Consider the following 14,407-nt stretch of genomic DNA (forward strand, 5'->3'; position numbering starts at 1 on the left):
AAAAGGCCTGTCGCGGAGCGAGGTGATAGCGGTTGTGATTGCGGCGCGAAAGTGGGGACGGCGCGCGGCGATGTCAAACGGCGGGCCTGTTGCGTCGATGTCGACGGGCGATCCGAAAAATGGTAGCAATGCTATCATCGATCGAAGGAGACGTGGGGATGGGCCGGAGCCTGCATGTCCGCAATCTGGATGAAGACATCATCCCGTTGCTCAAGCGCCGCGCCGCCGCGAACAAGCGCTCCATGGAAGCGGAGCACCGGGCGATCCTGGGCGAGGTTCTGAAGCCCGTGCCGACGAAGAGTTTCGAGGAACTCGCCGCGGAGGTTCGAGCCCATACGGCGGGCCGGCCGCAGACCCCCTCGGAGGTCATCTTGCGGAGATCACGCGACGAAGCGCGTTGATGCGTTTCGTCATCGACGCCAGCGTCGCGATAAAATGGGTGATCGCCGAAGAGGGATCTGCCGAGGCTCTGACCTTGCGCAAGCGCCATCGTCTGATGGCACCGGACCTGCTGATCGCGGAATTCGCGAACGTCCTGCGCACGAAAATTCGCGCAGGCGATATCGACGAGGCAAGAGCCGAAATTGCCGCTCAGGCAATCATCGCGGCGGGCATCGACCTGCGCCCGATGAAAGACTTGCTCCTTCCGGCGCTCGACATCGCAATCCGGCTCCAGCACCCAGCCTATGACTGCTTCTATCTGGCGCTTGCGGCCATTGAGGATTGCCTCTTGGTGACGGAGGACCAGCGCTTCCTTCAGGCCGTGACGCGTCATGGCAGTCCCAAGCAGCGGGCTGCATGCATATCGCTGGACGATGCGATCCGTCGCTGACGCGCCTTGCGTACGACCCGACTCAGGCTTAGACACCCCTCTTCAAATGACATCGCACGCGCCGCTCTATCCGCACCGCCACCTCCTCGGCATCGAGGGGCTGTCGCATCTGGACATCGAGGCGCTGCTGGATCGGGCCGACGACTATGTCGCGCTCTCGCGCCAGGTCGAGAAGAAGACCGCGACCCTGCGCGGCCGAACCCAGATCAACCTGTTCTTCGAGCCCTCGACCCGCACGCAGGCTTCCTTCGAGCTCGCCGGAAAGCGGCTCGGCGCCGACGTCATGAACATGTCGGTCGCCTCCTCCTCGGTGAAGAAGGGCGAGACGCTGATCGACACCGCTGCCACGCTGAACGCGATGCGGCCCGATATCCTCGTGGTGCGCCACCACGCGGCCGGCGCGGTCAACCTGCTGGCGCGAAAGGTCGATTGTTCGGTGGTGAATGCCGGCGACGGCGCCCATGAACACCCTACGCAGGCGCTCCTCGATGCGCTGACCATCCGCCGCAACAAGGGCCGCATCGCCGGCCTCACCGTCGCGATCTGCGGCGACATCCTGCATTCGCGCGTCGCTCGCTCTAATATCATCCTGCTCAATGCGCTCGGCGCGAAGGTCCGCCTGATCGCTCCCTCGACCCTGATGCCCGCCGGCATCGAGCGAATGGGCGTCACGGTCTTTACGGACATGAGGAAAGGGCTGGAGGGCGCTGATATCGTGATGATGCTGCGGCTGCAGCTGGAGCGGATGCACGGCGCCTTCGTGCCCTCGTCGAAGGAGTATTTCCGCTATTTCGGCCTCGACCGTGAAAAACTCGACCTCGCCGAAGCCGACGCGCTCGTGATGCATCCCGGCCCGATGAATCGCGGCGTCGAAATCTCGTCCGAGGTCGCAGACAGCGCCCAATCTCTTATTCGCGAGCAGGTCGAGATGGGCGTCGCCGTCCGCATGGCCGTGCTCGATGCCCTAGCGCAGCATTTGCCCAATGGCTGACCTCCAGGACATCGCGATCGTCAATGCCCGACTGGTTGATCCGGCAACCGGCCGCGACGAAACGGGCTCTGTGCTGCTGCGGGCCGGCCGCATCTCCGACGTTGCATGGGGTGCGGACGGGCTGCCCTTAGGTGAGGGCGTTCGACGAGTTGATGGGCGCGGCCTGGTGCTGGCGCCGGGTCTGGTCGATCTCCGTGCCTTCCTCGGCGAGCCGGGCGCGGAATTCCGCGAGACGCTGAGCACGGGCTCGCAGGCCGCCGCCGCCGGCGGCGTCACCACCGTCGTCTGCCGGCCCGATACCGATCCCCCGATCGACGATCCGGCTATCATCGACTTCATCAAGCGTCGCGCCCGCGACAAGGCGATCGTCAACGTCCTGCCGGCCGCCGCCCTGACCAAGGGCATCCTGGGCAAGGAGATCACCGAGTTCGGCCTCCTGCTGGAGGCCGGCGCCGTCGCCTTCGGCGATGGTGCCAAGGCGTTGCGCAATCCGCAGATCATGCGCCGGGCGATGATCTATGCGCGCGATTTCGATGCTCTGATCATGAACCACGTCGAGGATCCCGATCTGCGCGGTTCCGGCGTCATGAACGAGGGCGAATTGGCCAGCCGCAAGGGCCTGCCGGGCATTCCCCACGAGGCCGAGACGGTGATGCTGGAGCGCGACATCCGGCTCGCCCGCGCAACTGGCACGCGCTATCACGCCGCGATGATATCCTGCGCCGAATCGGTCGACCTCGTTCGCCGAGCGAAGCAGGCAGGCGTCAGGATCACCTGCGGCATCTCGATCAACAATCTGACTCTGAATGAGAACGACGTCGGCGACTACCGCACCTTCTGCAAGGTCTCACCGCCGCTGCGCCATGAGGACGATCGTCTTGCCATGGTCGCAGGTCTTGCCGAGGGCGTCATCGATGTCATCGTCTCCGACCACGACCCGCAGGACGTCGAGACCAAGCGCCAGCCCTTCAGCGATGCGGCCAACGGTGCGCTCGGCATCGAGACGATGCTGTCGGCTGCGCTGCGCATGGTTCAGGCTGGGCAGATCGACCTGCCGGCGCTGCTCGCCTGCCTGTCTTCGCGGCCTGCGGCCCTGCTCGGGCTCCCCTGCGGCCGTCTGGTTGCCGGCGCGCCGGCCGATCTGATGCTCCTCGATGCCGAGGCGCCCTACGTCGTCGACAAGCGCAAGCTCAAATCCCGTGCCAAGAACTCGCCATTCGATGAGGCGAGGCTGGAAGGGCTGGTCCAGATGACGCTGGTTGGCGGGCGGGTGGTCTATGAGGCGCAACCCGGCTAGGCTGCCGACGGCGAGACAGGGGCAAGGGGTCGTATGCCGGACATGATGAGTTGGGGTCTGTCATGGCCTCAGGTGCTGGCGGCGCTCGTTATCGGTTATCTGCTCGGCTCGATCCCGTTCGGTATCGTCCTGACGAAGCTGAGCGGCGGGCCCGATCTGCGCAGTATTGGCTCCGGCAATATCGGCGCGACCAATGTCCTGCGTACCGGCAACAAGAAGCTCGCGGCGGCAACGCTCGTCGGCGACATGCTCAAGGGCACGGCGGCGGTCGCTCTCGCCGGGTATCTCCTGGGCGGACGGAATGCTGCGCTGTTGGGCGGCTTCGGCGCATTCATCGGTCATCTCTTCCCGGTCTGGCTGCGCTTCAAGGGCGGCAAGGGCGTCGCGACCTATCTCGGCGTCCTGATCGGCCTGAAATTCTCGATCGCGCTGCTCTTCGCGGCGCTCTGGATCAGCATTGCCTATCTCAGCCGCTATTCCTCGTTGTCGGCCCTGGTCGCGAGCCTGCTGACGCCGTTGCTGCTCTGGATCTGGGTCGGTGACCAGCGTGCCGCTGCTCTGATGGCGCTGCTCACGGTACTGCTCTGGTTCATGCATCGGACGAACATCGCGCGGCTGATCGGCGGGCGCGAAGGCAAGATCGGCCAGAAGGACTGACGCGGCATGGCTGGCATCGTCCTCAGCGATGGCCAGCGTCTCGACTGGCTCCGGCTGATCCGCAGCGAGAGCGTCGGCCCGCGCACCTTCCGCGCTCTGATGAACCGCTTCGGTGGCGCCGCCGCCGCGCTTGAGGCGCTTCCGGATCTCGCCCGCCAGAGCGGCCGGACGCTGCGTCTCTGCCCGGTTGCGGAAGCGGAACGCGAACTCGCTGCGGCGTCGCGCCTAGGAGCGCGGTTCATCGCCCTCGGTGAAGCCGCCTATCCGCTGCCGCTTCAGGCGATCGATTCGGCGCCGCCCTTGATGGCCTTGCGCGGCCAGGCCGATGTGCTTCTGCGCCCATGCGTCGCGCTCGTGGGCTCACGCAATGCTTCCGCCGCCGGGCAGAAATTCACAGCCCGCTTGGCACGCGATCTCGGTGAGGCCGGCTTTGTGGTCGTCTCCGGCCTGGCGCGCGGCATCGACACCGCGGCCCATGAAGCGAGCGTCGCGACCGGAACGGTCGCCGTTCTCGCCGGCGGGCTCGATGAGATTTATCCGCCGCAAAACATGCCGCTGCTTGAGCGCCTGCTGGAGCAGGGCGCCGCGATCAGCGAGATGCCGTTCGGCTGGGCGCCGCGCGGGCGCGATTTTCCGCGCCGCAACCGGCTTGTCTCCGGCCTCTCGCTGGGCACGGTCGTTGTCGAGGCCGCGCGCAAATCCGGCTCTCTGATCACCGCGCGTTTTGCCAACGAGCAGGGTAGGCAGGTTTTCGCCGTGCCGGGCTCGCCGCTCGATCCGCGTGCCGAAGGCGGCAACCACCTGATCCGCGAAGGCGCTACGCTCTGCGCCGAGGCTTCGCATGTCATCGAGGCGCTGGCACCGCTGCTCCGCGGCCAGGTCGATTTCATTCCGGCCCACGGCTTCGTCAGGGACGGAAGCGATTCGGTTTCCTCGCAGGCGCTCTGGGACGAACTCGATCTTCCCGATATCAAGCCAGCGCCGCTCTCGCCCGTGGCGCCGGAGTTGATCGCAATGCCGGAGGGCGAAGACATCCGAACGCGGCTCCTGCGACTGCTCGGCACGGCGCCGATCTCTCTCGATGACCTTGTTCGCGCCAGCGGTTGTGCAGCCCGCGAGGTCAGCCGAACCGCGATGGAACTCGAAATGGAGGGAGCGGTGCTGCGCCATCCCGGCGGCCTGCTGAGCCGAATCAAGCCATAGGCGGAACGCGGCGGGCCGAGGCGTCGCCTCGTTCAGGGCAACGCTGCGCCTCGTTCGATCTGGATCGAGGCCTCGATACGGGCCATCTCCAGAAAATAAGCCAGGCCTTCCAGATTGGCTGCACGCGCCATCATTCGGAGTTCGGCGCTCATGCCTTCGATATAAAGCGCAACTTCAAGTTGCGCATATGGGGTGGAAGGCCGTTGCAGGCCGGCCAAGTCCTCTCCGCTCCCAAAATCATGTTCGATCGCCGAATTTCCGGATGGATCGTCGTGATCCTGCCGCCGAGGGGCGGTATCGTGTCTCCGAGAACTCATCGGCGACAGCTCCTGACTATGTGCAAAAGATGGATGTGCCAAACGGCGCCAGACGATAATCGCCAAATTCGCGATCGAATGCAATCTTTGCGTGTATAAGCCCGTGAGGTTGTACCGGCAGGCTCAGGTCAGCAGAAGCACCGCGACCGGGACCGTCACGAGGGCGAGCACAGTTTGCATCGTCGTGATCTCGGCCATCAGCGGGGCGTCGCCGCCCATGTCGCGTGCCAGAAAATAGGCTGCTGTCGCGGTCGGAACGGCGGCCGCGATGACTGTCATGGTGAGATGCGGACCGGTCAGTCCGAACTGGCGGGCGATCGACCAGGCCGCCAATGGCATAACCACGAGCTTCAGGCCGATCGCAATCAGGTGCGTCGCACCTGGCTTCGCCAGACGCCGCAGATCGAGCCCTGCGCCGACCACCAGCAGCCCGACGCCCAGAGCAGCACGTCCGAGAATGTCGGCATAGCTCGTGAGCGCTGTCGGCAGCGCCCCATGCAACTGGTTCAGCAAAAGGCCCAATGCAGAGGACCAGATGAACGGGTTGATCGCGATCGACCTGAGCGTCGCCGCAGCGCCGATCGGCGTGCCGTTGGCATGGCGCGCCAGCACCAGCACGCACATCACGTTGAGCAACGGGATCATCGCGGCGACTGCGATGGCCATCATCGTCGCGCCGTCCCGTCCCTGCAGCCCGGTGGCGAGCGCCAGTGCGACGAAGGTGTTCCAGCGCACCGAGCCCTGGAAGATCGAGGTGAAGGCTGGTCCGTCGATGCCGCTGCGGGCGAGCAGGGCGCGCATCGCCAGCAACAGGGCCGCGACCAACAGGATGGCGAGGACGAGGCTGAGGCCCATGGCCAGCACCGGCAGCCGGGTCAGATCGGCAGTAGCCAGGGTATGAATCACGACCGCCGGAAAAAGAACCTGATAGGTCAGTCGCTCCACCCCGGACCAGTGAGCCGGCAGGATCACGCCGCGCGCCTTCAGCGCCCATCCCGTCGCGATCACCAGGAACACGGCGACAAGGCTGTCGATCATGGCAGGCATGGAAGCAGTCGCACTCCGGGCGCTGGCAAAGCCTCGCGCCTCCCGGACGGGAACAAAGGTTCAGCGCACGCGTTATTTTCGCATGAACGACGCGGTTCAGGGTTCTCTTTCCACGAGCGCGTCACTACGGCAAGAGCGCTTGGATGGGGGCGTGCATCGCGTGCGTCGCAATCCCGCCACGATCGGTTCACGGCGGGTTCAAGCGTCAGAAGCGATAGTTGCCGTCAATCCCGGCCTGACCGGGACATGAAGGAGGTTCGATCATGAATTCGATCAGGAAGATCGCCATTATCGGTCTGGCTTCGGTCAGCCTCGTCTCAGCCGGGTCGGTCGCGCCGGCGTTCGCTGCACCGGCCAAGCCGGCATTCGACAGCGCACGCCTTGATTCAACGCCCGCCGACTACACCCAGTATCGCCGCTATCGCGGTGGTCATGGGGGACGGGGTGCGGCGATAGCGGCGGGCGTCGGCCTCGGCATTCTTGGTGCTGCCGCGATTGCGTCGAGCCGTCGGGCCTATGCCGAGCCGTATTATGACGACGGCTATTACGGCGCTCCCGTCTACGACTCTCCGCGTTATGCTCCCGTGTACGAGGCTCCGCGTTATTATGCGCCGGCCCCGCGCGGTTACTACCGTCAGCCCTACGACACCTACGACTTCCGCAACAATCGCTGATCACGCAGTCGCGCAGGAAGCGATACGGCCGCCTCGGCCCCTCTCAGGACGGTCCGAGGCGGCTTTTTCTATTGCGAGCCTCGACGGTCTGGATTTTGCGGGCTTACTCAGCCTGCGGGGCCATGCGCATCAGCCGGTCGAGAGCCCCCTGAAGGATATAGGCCGCCGCCATCTTGTCGACCACGGCGGCGCGCTTGGCGCGGGAAGCATCGGCAGCGAGCAATGTGCGCGTGACGGCCATGGTCGACAGGCGCTCGTCCCAGAATGCGATCGGCAGGCTGGTCAACGGCGCGATGTTGCGCACGAAAGCGCGCGTCGATTGCACGCGTGGTCCCTCCGAACCGTCCATGTTCAGCGGCAGGCCGATAATCATCCCGGCGACGCGATGTAGCTCGGCCACCTTGACCAGCGCGGCCGCGTCGAACCCGAACTTGACCCGGCGGATGGTCTCCAGCGGCGTCGCGATCTGTCGCTCGAGATCCGACAGCGCCAGCCCGATCGTCTTGCTTCCAAGATCGAGCCCCAGCAGCCGGGCATGGTCCGGCAGGTCCAGGAACGTTTCGAGCGGCACAAGATTGGCTGACATGGCGCTGGCGTTAGCACGCACCGAACGCTCATGCGAGCCGCGCATCCGCACCACGTCGGTCGACATCGACGCTCTTTCGATCAACGTCCTGAAGCTTCACCTCCTGTTGGGTAAGACAATCGGACGTCTCGGGCTGGCGCGGCTTAGTTGACGTTCTGCGGCGTTACGCCGGCCGCCTTGAGCGAAGCGGCCCATCTCAGGATCTCGGCGCCGAAACGCCTGGCATGGGCGTCGCGGCTCCAGTCGGTCGCGGGAAAGGCGCTCGTCCCGACCGATTTGAAGCGTTCGAGGACCAAAGGATCTTTCAGCGCTGCCTGGAGCGCAGCGTTCAAGGCGTCCAGCGTCGAAACGGACGTTCCCCTGGGGGCATAAAGCCCGTGCCAGATCGTCATGTCGATCTCGATGCCGAGTTCGCGAGCCGTCGGCGTGTTGGGCAGCACGCCGAGCCGTTCGGCGGACGTGACCGCATAAGCGCGGATCTTTTCACCCTGGACCTGCGGCACGGCTGTGGTGGACTGGTCGCAGAGCACGTCGACCTGTCCGGCGACCAGGTCGTTCATCGCCGGCCCGGTGCCGCGATAGGCGACCTGAGCGAATTTTACGCCGAGCGCCTGGCCCAGCAGAACGGCGCATAGATGTGCGTTCGACCCGACGCCGGCATGAGCGATCGTCAATGCCTCGGCGCGTTCCTTGGCAAAGGCGAAGAAGCTCCTGCCGTCGATCGGCGCCAGGGCAAGCTTGCCCGCGATCACCATCGGTCCGCTGTTGACCAGTCCGACCGGCGCGAACGCCGTCTGCGTGTCGTAGGTCAGATTGCCGTAGAGCGCAGGGGCTGCGGCGAGCGCCAGATGGTGGATCAGCAGCGTATGGCCGTCCGGCTCCGCTGTGGCGAGCCGCTTCGCACCGGCCGTACCGCCGGCGCCCGCGACGTTCTCGACGATGATCTGCTGGCCCAGGGTCCGCCCCATATGGTCGCCGAGCAGCCGGGCGATGACGTCGCTCGGCCCGCCGGCTGCGAAAGGCACGATCAGAGTGAGAGGTTTGGTCGGGAAGGGCTGGGCCGAGGCCGGCACAACCAGGCCGAGCGCGACGAGGCCGCCGAACACAATGCGTCTGGTGATGGTCTCAAGCATATGTTTCCTCCGGTTGAACGATCCGCTCTGCGGCGGCTTGGTGGCAAGGCTTGGTCGGCGGGTTCGTTGAAGACCTCCGGTTCAGCGCAGATCGGACAGGTAGTGAGCGTCCTGGGTCAGGCACAGGCTGACGCGTCGCTCGACCGGCACGCCGTCCAGCGACAGCGCCAGCCGGTCGACCTCCAGCGCCGGCGTGCCGGCCGCGACTCCCAGCGATCTGGCCGATGCGTCGTCCAGTGAGACGGCCTTGAGGCGCTCGCGCGCATGGGCGACGGTCACGCCATAGCGGGCGGCGAACAGACTGTAGAGATTGTTCGGGATCAGCCCCGACTCGAGGCCGCAGAACCGGTGTTGCGGCAGGCTCAGCGTTTCCAGGATCAGCGGTACGGCATCGAGCGAGCGCAGCCGCCTGATCCGGATGACGCCAGCCCCGCCGGTCAGATCGAGCGCCGCGATCTCGTCCGCATTGGCCGGGCCGGTCTCGATCCCGAGCACCGTGCTCTCGGGAAAACGGGGGACGCCGTCATCAGGCACCAGCTTGAAGAACTGGAACAGGATGCGCTGCTCGTCATGCTCCGCGACGAAGGTGCCACGCCCCTGTCGCCGCACCAGCAGGTTCTCCGAAGCGAGTTCGTCCAGCGCTTTCCGGACCGTTCCCTGGCTCACGCCGATCTCGCCGGCGAGGTGCCCTTCGCTGGGAATGGCCATTCCCGGCAACCACGTGCCGTCCACGAGTCGACGCACGAACTGGTCTTTCACCTGCCGGTAGAGCGGTCGAAATCCGAGGATTTCCGCTCCGGCAGGCAATTCCGGCCGTGTCGCCATTTCGAGCTTGTGCTCAGTCATATGTCTTATATAAGACTTATCGAAAGGCTGGTCGAGTCCGAATTCCAGCTGCCGCTCGACAAAAACGTTGTGAGGAGACACCGATGAGCACGCCCCATCTCCTGGTTCACGAGAAGAAGGACACCGTCGGCGTCGTCGTCGTCGAGGGTCTGAAAGCTGGCACCGACATGTTGTGCGTGGTCACGCACGACAATTCCGATTTCCACCTGACCGCGAAGATGGACATCCCGATCGGCCACAAGGTCGCGCTCAAGGATATCGCGAAGGGCGAGACGATCTGGAAATACGGCCAGGACATCGGTCAGGCCAAGGCCGATGTGAAGCAGGGCGAGCATCTGCACGTCCACAACGCCAAGACGAAGCGCTGGTGAGCGCGGCGCTGAAGGTTCACATCTGATTTCAGCAGAACGCGGCTCCCGGCAAGGTCGAGCCCGCCAAGCCCAAAGGGAAACGCCATCATGTCCATTGTCGCCAATTTCGATCTCGTCAAAGGCGATCTCGCCGATTTCAAGGGCCGGCAGATCGAGGCCCCCGCGTTCAAGGCACCCATGGTCAAGCGCCCGACCGGCCGCAGCCTCGATTCCTTCGTCGGCTGGCGCCGCGAGAACGGCCGCGTCGGCGTCCGCAACCACGTCCTGCTGCTACCGCTCGACGATCTCTCCAACGCCGCCTGCGAGGCGGTTGCCAACAACGTCAAGGGCACGCTCGCGATCCCGCACGCCTATGGTCGTCTTCAGTTCGGCGAGGATCTCGAGATCCATTTCCGCACCCTGATCGGCACGGGGTCGAACCCCAACGTCGCCGCTGTCGTCGTCATCGGGATCGAGGATGGCTGGACCAAGCGCGTCGTCGACGGCATCGCCGCGACCGGCAAGCCTGTGGTCGGCTTTGGCATCGAGGGCCATGGCGACATCGCCACGATCGCGAAGGCCTCCTATGTCGCAAAGGAGTTCGTGCAGTGGGCGACCGAACTGCAGCGCGAGCAATGCGGCATCGAGGAGCTCTGGGTTTCGACCAAATGCGGTGAGTCGGACACCACGACCGGCCTGTCCTCCTGCCCGACAGTGGGCAACATGTACGACAAATGGATCCCGCGCGGTGTCTACGGCGTCTTCGGCGAGACCTCCGAGATCACCGGCGCCGAGCATCTCTGCAAGGCCCGCGCGGCGACGCCTGAGGTCGGCGAGCGCTGGTACAGGATGTGGAAGGCCTATCAGGACGACGTGATCGAGGCCCACAAGACCGACGACCTCTCGGATTCGCAGCCGACCAAGGGCAACATCGCCGGCGGCCTGACCACGATCGAGGAAAAGGCGCTCGGAAACCTCGAGAAGATCGGTCGAGAGTGCAAATACATCGACATCCTGCAGCCGGCCGAGGCGCCGGCCAAGGGGCCGGGCCTGTATTATATGGACACCTCCTCGGCCGCAGCCGAATGCGTCACCCTGATGGCTGCGGGCGGCTATGTCGTCCACACCTTCCCGACCGGACAGGGCAACGTCATCGGCAACCCGATCGTCCCCGTCATCAAGATCACCGGCAACCCCAAGACGATGCGGACCATGCCGGAGCATATCGACGTCGATGTGTCGGGCATCCTGCGCCGCGACATGACGATCCCGCAGGCCGGAGACGCGCTGATCGAGAACATCGTGCGCACCGCCAATGGCCGCCTGACTGCGGCGGAAGCATTGGGACACCGCGAATTCTCGATGACCAAGCTCTACCGCTCAGCTTAAGCCGCTGCTAACAGCCGGGGCGGCCACGCGCCGCTCCGGCAGCTTCGATCGCTCCGGCCGAAACCTCGGGAGCCCCAGTCTTGTCCATTGCGACGACCGCCCGCGTCAGTGCCTGGCGTCCGCTCCTCGACGGAATCGCCTTGTCGACTGCGGTCGCGGTCGCGGCCTACATCGCCGAGCCGCTGTTGAAATCCGCTGCCGGCGGCCGTTTCGGGATCCCTGCCGTGGTGATCGCCCTGATCATCGGAATGCTGCTGCACCCCTATGCCAACGCGTCGCGCTTTCAGCCGGGCATGGTCTTCTGCGTCAAGAAACTGCTGCGTTGGGCGATCGCCCTGCTCGGTCTGCGTGTCGCGCTCGGAGATATCATCGCGCTCGGCCTGACCACGGCGCTTCTGGTGATCGGTGCGATGGCTGCGACGATCGTCTCGGGCTTCCTGCTGGCGCGCTGGCTCGGCCGGGAGACGGGCATGGGCGCGCTCGGCGGTGTCGCGACGGCGGTCTGTGGCGCCTCCGCCGCGCTCGCCACAGCGACAGTCGTGCCCGACTACAAGACCAAGGCCGCCGACGTTGCCTTTACGGTCATCGCGATGAACGCGCTTTCGACGCTGGCGATGCTCGCCTATCCGCTGATCTGCGTCTGGCTCGGCTTCTCGCCGTCCCAGACGGGCATCATGCTCGGCGCGACCATTCACGACGTCGCCCAGGTCGTGGGCGCCGGCGAGTCGGTCTCGGACCAGGCCGCCAATGCCGCGATTATCGTCAAGCTGTTCCGCGTCTTCCTGCTGCTGCCGGCCGTGCTGATCGTCGGCTGGTGGCTCGTTCGGGACGAGGCCCGGCGCGCCGGCGATGTCGCGGAACGGGCGAGGGTGCCCGTGCCGGTCTTCGCCATCATGTTCCTTGTGCTCTGCCTCGTGAACAGCGTGCTCGCGACGCAAGCGTCGCTGGCGCCATTCTACGGGCCGGTGCGCACGCTCCTGCTCGCGATGTCCGGTTGGGGCCTGCTCATCGCCATCGCGGCTCTGGGGCTCGGCACCTCGCTCGGGGCTATGGCCCGGCTTGGCTGGCGTCATATGGTGCTGGTTGCCGGCACGAGCCTCGTCATCCTCGTCATCGTCACAGGCGGCCTGATCGTGTTGGGCTGACCGGCAAAGCTGAAAAGGCGCATCGCCATGACCGACATCGTCATCACGGAATTCATGGACGAGGCGGCCGTCGCCACGCTGAGCGCCCGCTACACCGTCCATCACGATCCCGAGCTTTTCGGCAAACCGGAAGAGCTCGCGAAACTCGTCGCCGAGGTGCCGGCCCTGATCGTGCGCAACCAGACGCAGGTGAGGGGCGCGGTACTCGACTCGGCCAAGGCTCTCAAGGTCGTCGGCCGGCTCGGTGTCGGACTCGACAACATCGACATGGAGGCCTGCTCGGCGCGCGGCATCAAGGTCTTTCCTGCGACGGGTGCGAACAGCCTTTCCGTTGTCGAATATGTCATCTGCAGCGCCATGGTGCTGCTGCGCGGCGCCTATTTCGCCAGCGCCGCCATGCTGGCCGGCGAGTTCCCCAAGACCCAGCTGATCGGCCGCGAAATCGCGGGCAAGCGACTGGGCCTCGTCGGCTTCGGAGCGATCGCGCGCGACACCGCCAACCACGCCCGCCTGATGGGCATGGAGATCGTCGCCTACGATCCTCATGTTGCGGCTGACGACCCGGCCTGGCAGGGCGCGCAACAGCTGGATCTGGAAACGGTGCTCTCGACCTCCGACGTCGTCAGTATCCATTTGCCGTTGACGCCGGAAACCCAGGGCCTGATCGGCGCGAAGGCTTTTGCTCGAATGAAACGGGACGCAGTGCTGATCAATGCCGCGCGAGGTGGCGTGATGGATGAGGCGGCTCTGGTCGCGGCGTTGAAGGACGGCAAGCTCGGCGGCGCCGCGCTCGACGTTTTCGCCGAGGAACCGCTCCGGGACGGCGCAAGAATTTTTGCCGGCACGCCCAATCTGATCCTGACACCGCATATCGCCGGCAACACGGTCGAATCCAATGGTCGCGTCTCGGGGCTCGTGGCCGAGCGCGTCATGGCCGCGCTCGAGGGACGCCTATGACGAAACTCTCGCTGGATCAGGCCGAGGCCAGGCTGACCGACCTTTTCACGGCGCAGGGCGCCTCTCCTGCGAACGCCGCCTCGGTGGCCTGGGCGCTGGTCATGGCCGAGGCCGACGGATTGAAGGGCCACGGTCTGTCCCGCGTCCCCACCTATCTTGCGATGCTGAAGTCCGGCAAGATCGACGGCAGGGCGGTGCCGATCGAAAGCCGCCCAAAGCCAAGCGTGCTGGCGATCGATGCCTGTCACGGCTTCGCCTATCCCGCAATCGACCTCGCCGTGATCGAACTGCCCGATCTTGCCCGCGCCCAGGGCGTGGCCATCTGTCCGATCCGGCGCTCCAGCCATTGCGGCGCGGCCGGCCTGCATGTGGAACGCCTCGCCGAAGAGGGTCTGGTCGCGCTTCTCTTCGCCAATACGCCTGCCGCCATCGCGCCATGGGGCGGGTCGAAGCCGGTCTTCGGCACCAATCCGATCGCGTTCGCCGCCCCGCTCGCCGGGCGCGAACCCCTTGTCATCGACATGGCGCTGTCGAAGGTCGCGCGCGGGCCCATCGTCGCCGCCCGGCAGAACGGCGAGACGATCCCGGAGGGGTGGGCGCTCGATAGCGCCGGCAGGCCGACGACAGATGCAGGCGCAGCGCTCGCCGGCACCATGCTGCCGCTCGGCGATGCCAAGGGCGCGACGCTGGCACTGATGGTCGAGATCCTGGCCGCGAGCCTGGTCGGCGCGCATTTCGCTTTCGAGGCATCGTCTTTCCTCGACGACAAGGGTGGCCCGCCCGGCACCGGCCAGCTGATCCTTGCCATCGATCCGGCAGCGATGGGAGGCCACTGGTTCGCCGAGCGCATGAGGCTGCTGGCTCATGCCGTCGAGGATCAGGACGGCACCAGGCTGCCGGGCGTCCGGCGCCTGACTCTGCGCACGAAAGCCAAGGCGGAAGGGATTGAGGTGGCAGAGGAATTACTGGGAGGGTAAGCTGCG

The 14,407-nt window shown here is 65.6% G+C and carries 17 protein-coding genes; 12 read left to right on the forward strand and 5 right to left on the reverse strand.

Going from position 1 to position 14,407, the window contains the following annotated elements:
* The first annotated feature begins 158 nt into the window (after positions 1–158).
* The 6 genes from AXW83_RS05510 to dprA are packed head-to-tail and all read left to right on the forward strand — an operon-like array spanning position 159 to position 4,980.
* Positions 159–401, forward strand: a complete 243-nt coding sequence (locus AXW83_RS05510) for a FitA-like ribbon-helix-helix domain-containing protein (protein ID WP_066611342.1) — start codon at positions 159–161, stop codon at positions 399–401.
* 38 nt (positions 402–439) lie between these two features.
* The gene (locus tag AXW83_RS05515) at positions 440–832 is read left to right on the forward strand and encodes a type II toxin-antitoxin system VapC family toxin (RefSeq protein ID WP_168166064.1); all 393 of its coding nucleotides are present in this window, start codon (positions 440–442) and stop codon (positions 830–832) included.
* Between the two features lie 46 nt (positions 833–878).
* Entirely contained in the window at positions 879–1,823 is a 945-nt protein-coding gene (locus tag AXW83_RS05520) for an aspartate carbamoyltransferase catalytic subunit (RefSeq protein ID WP_066611344.1), read from the forward strand.
* The gene (gene pyrC, locus AXW83_RS05525; protein ID WP_066611345.1) at positions 1,816–3,120 is read left to right on the forward strand and encodes a dihydroorotase; all 1,305 of its coding nucleotides are present in this window, start codon (positions 1,816–1,818) and stop codon (positions 3,118–3,120) included. Before AXW83_RS05520 ends, pyrC begins: the two co-directional genes overlap by 8 nt.
* A gap of 33 nt (positions 3,121–3,153) precedes the next feature.
* Complete coding sequence (gene plsY, locus AXW83_RS05530; RefSeq protein WP_066611347.1) at positions 3,154–3,777, forward strand: glycerol-3-phosphate 1-O-acyltransferase PlsY; 624 nt, start codon at positions 3,154–3,156, stop codon at positions 3,775–3,777.
* A gap of 15 nt (positions 3,778–3,792) precedes the next feature.
* The gene (gene dprA / locus AXW83_RS05535) at positions 3,793–4,980 is read left to right on the forward strand and encodes a DNA-processing protein DprA (protein ID WP_066619890.1); all 1,188 of its coding nucleotides are present in this window, start codon (positions 3,793–3,795) and stop codon (positions 4,978–4,980) included.
* Between the two features lie 32 nt (positions 4,981–5,012).
* Here the strand turns inward: dprA and AXW83_RS26975 are convergent, their stop codons facing one another.
* Both AXW83_RS26975 and AXW83_RS05545 read right to left on the reverse strand, forming a co-directional pair.
* Positions 5,013–5,363, reverse strand: coding sequence for a hypothetical protein (locus AXW83_RS26975; protein ID WP_156639821.1), 351 nt, complete (start codon positions 5,361–5,363; stop codon positions 5,013–5,015).
* 57 nt (positions 5,364–5,420) lie between these two features.
* The gene (locus AXW83_RS05545) at positions 5,421–6,344 is read right to left on the reverse strand and encodes an AEC family transporter (protein ID WP_066611352.1); all 924 of its coding nucleotides are present in this window, start codon (positions 6,342–6,344) and stop codon (positions 5,421–5,423) included.
* Positions 6,345–6,607: 263 nt separating this feature from the next.
* On the opposite strand from AXW83_RS05545, the gene AXW83_RS05550 reads away from it, so the two are divergent.
* Positions 6,608–7,018: a hypothetical protein gene (locus tag AXW83_RS05550; RefSeq protein ID WP_066611354.1), complete on the forward strand. Its 411-nt coding sequence runs from the start codon at positions 6,608–6,610 to the stop codon at positions 7,016–7,018.
* A 103-nt stretch (positions 7,019–7,121) separates the two neighbouring features.
* Here the strand turns inward: AXW83_RS05550 and ruvX are convergent, their stop codons facing one another.
* The 3 genes from ruvX to AXW83_RS05565 form a co-directional block, all read right to left on the reverse strand.
* A complete protein-coding gene (gene ruvX / locus AXW83_RS05555) occupies positions 7,122–7,604 on the reverse strand; it encodes a Holliday junction resolvase RuvX (RefSeq protein ID WP_066619893.1) in 483 nt (160 codons plus the stop codon).
* Positions 7,605–7,747: 143 nt separating this feature from the next.
* Positions 7,748–8,737, reverse strand: coding sequence for a tripartite tricarboxylate transporter substrate-binding protein (locus tag AXW83_RS05560; RefSeq protein WP_066611355.1), 990 nt, complete (start codon positions 8,735–8,737; stop codon positions 7,748–7,750).
* Between the two features lie 81 nt (positions 8,738–8,818).
* Positions 8,819–9,583, reverse strand: coding sequence for a GntR family transcriptional regulator (locus AXW83_RS05565; protein WP_236841826.1), 765 nt, complete (start codon positions 9,581–9,583; stop codon positions 8,819–8,821).
* An 83-nt stretch (positions 9,584–9,666) separates the two neighbouring features.
* Between AXW83_RS05565 and AXW83_RS05570 the strand changes: the two genes are divergently transcribed.
* The 5 genes from AXW83_RS05570 (at position 9,667) to AXW83_RS05590 (ending at position 14,401) form a co-directional block, all read left to right on the forward strand.
* A complete protein-coding gene (locus AXW83_RS05570) occupies positions 9,667–9,954 on the forward strand; it encodes a UxaA family hydrolase (protein WP_066611358.1) in 288 nt (95 codons plus the stop codon).
* 177 nt (positions 9,955–10,131) lie between these two features.
* Entirely contained in the window at positions 10,132–11,322 is a 1,191-nt protein-coding gene (locus tag AXW83_RS05575) for a UxaA family hydrolase (RefSeq protein ID WP_066619897.1), read from the forward strand.
* 80 nt (positions 11,323–11,402) lie between these two features.
* Complete coding sequence (locus AXW83_RS05580) at positions 11,403–12,467, forward strand: YeiH family protein (RefSeq protein WP_236841827.1); 1,065 nt, start codon at positions 11,403–11,405, stop codon at positions 12,465–12,467.
* A gap of 27 nt (positions 12,468–12,494) precedes the next feature.
* Positions 12,495–13,424 (forward strand): hydroxyacid dehydrogenase, encoded by a 930-nt coding sequence (locus AXW83_RS05585; protein WP_066611360.1) that lies wholly within the window; start codon positions 12,495–12,497, stop codon positions 13,422–13,424.
* Complete coding sequence (locus AXW83_RS05590) at positions 13,421–14,401, forward strand: Ldh family oxidoreductase (RefSeq protein WP_066611362.1); 981 nt, start codon at positions 13,421–13,423, stop codon at positions 14,399–14,401. Before AXW83_RS05585 ends, AXW83_RS05590 begins: the two co-directional genes overlap by 4 nt.
* Positions 14,402–14,407 lie beyond the last annotated feature (6 nt).

It is taken from the genome of Bosea sp. PAMC 26642 (genome assembly GCF_001562255.1).
In the GTDB taxonomy this organism is placed as follows: Bacteria; Pseudomonadota; Alphaproteobacteria; order Rhizobiales; family Beijerinckiaceae; genus Allobosea.

Coding starts and splice junctions, on each gene's coding strand:
- ruvX (WP_066619893.1), bottom strand. CDS start 7,604: ATGTCAGCCAATCTTGTGCCGCTCGAAACGTTCCTGGACCTGCCGGAC.
- AXW83_RS05575 (WP_066619897.1), top strand. CDS start 10,132: ATGGTCAAGCGCCCGACCGGCCGCAGCCTCGATTCCTTCGTCGGCTGG.
- AXW83_RS05590 (WP_066611362.1), top strand. CDS start 13,421: ATGACGAAACTCTCGCTGGATCAGGCCGAGGCCAGGCTGACCGACCTT.
- AXW83_RS05560 (WP_066611355.1), bottom strand. CDS start 8,737: ATGCTTGAGACCATCACCAGACGCATTGTGTTCGGCGGCCTCGTCGCG.
- AXW83_RS05550 (WP_066611354.1), top strand. CDS start 6,608: ATGAATTCGATCAGGAAGATCGCCATTATCGGTCTGGCTTCGGTCAGC.
- pyrC (WP_066611345.1), top strand. CDS start 1,816: ATGGCTGACCTCCAGGACATCGCGATCGTCAATGCCCGACTGGTTGAT.
- AXW83_RS05545 (WP_066611352.1), bottom strand. CDS start 6,344: ATGCCTGCCATGATCGACAGCCTTGTCGCCGTGTTCCTGGTGATCGCG.
- AXW83_RS05510 (WP_066611342.1), top strand. CDS start 159: ATGGGCCGGAGCCTGCATGTCCGCAATCTGGATGAAGACATCATCCCG.
- AXW83_RS05585 (WP_066611360.1), top strand. CDS start 12,495: ATGACCGACATCGTCATCACGGAATTCATGGACGAGGCGGCCGTCGCC.
- plsY (WP_066611347.1), top strand. CDS start 3,154: ATGCCGGACATGATGAGTTGGGGTCTGTCATGGCCTCAGGTGCTGGCG.
- AXW83_RS05520 (WP_066611344.1), top strand. CDS start 879: ATGACATCGCACGCGCCGCTCTATCCGCACCGCCACCTCCTCGGCATC.
- AXW83_RS05570 (WP_066611358.1), top strand. CDS start 9,667: ATGAGCACGCCCCATCTCCTGGTTCACGAGAAGAAGGACACCGTCGGC.
- AXW83_RS05565 (WP_236841826.1), bottom strand. CDS start 9,583: ATGACTGAGCACAAGCTCGAAATGGCGACACGGCCGGAATTGCCTGCC.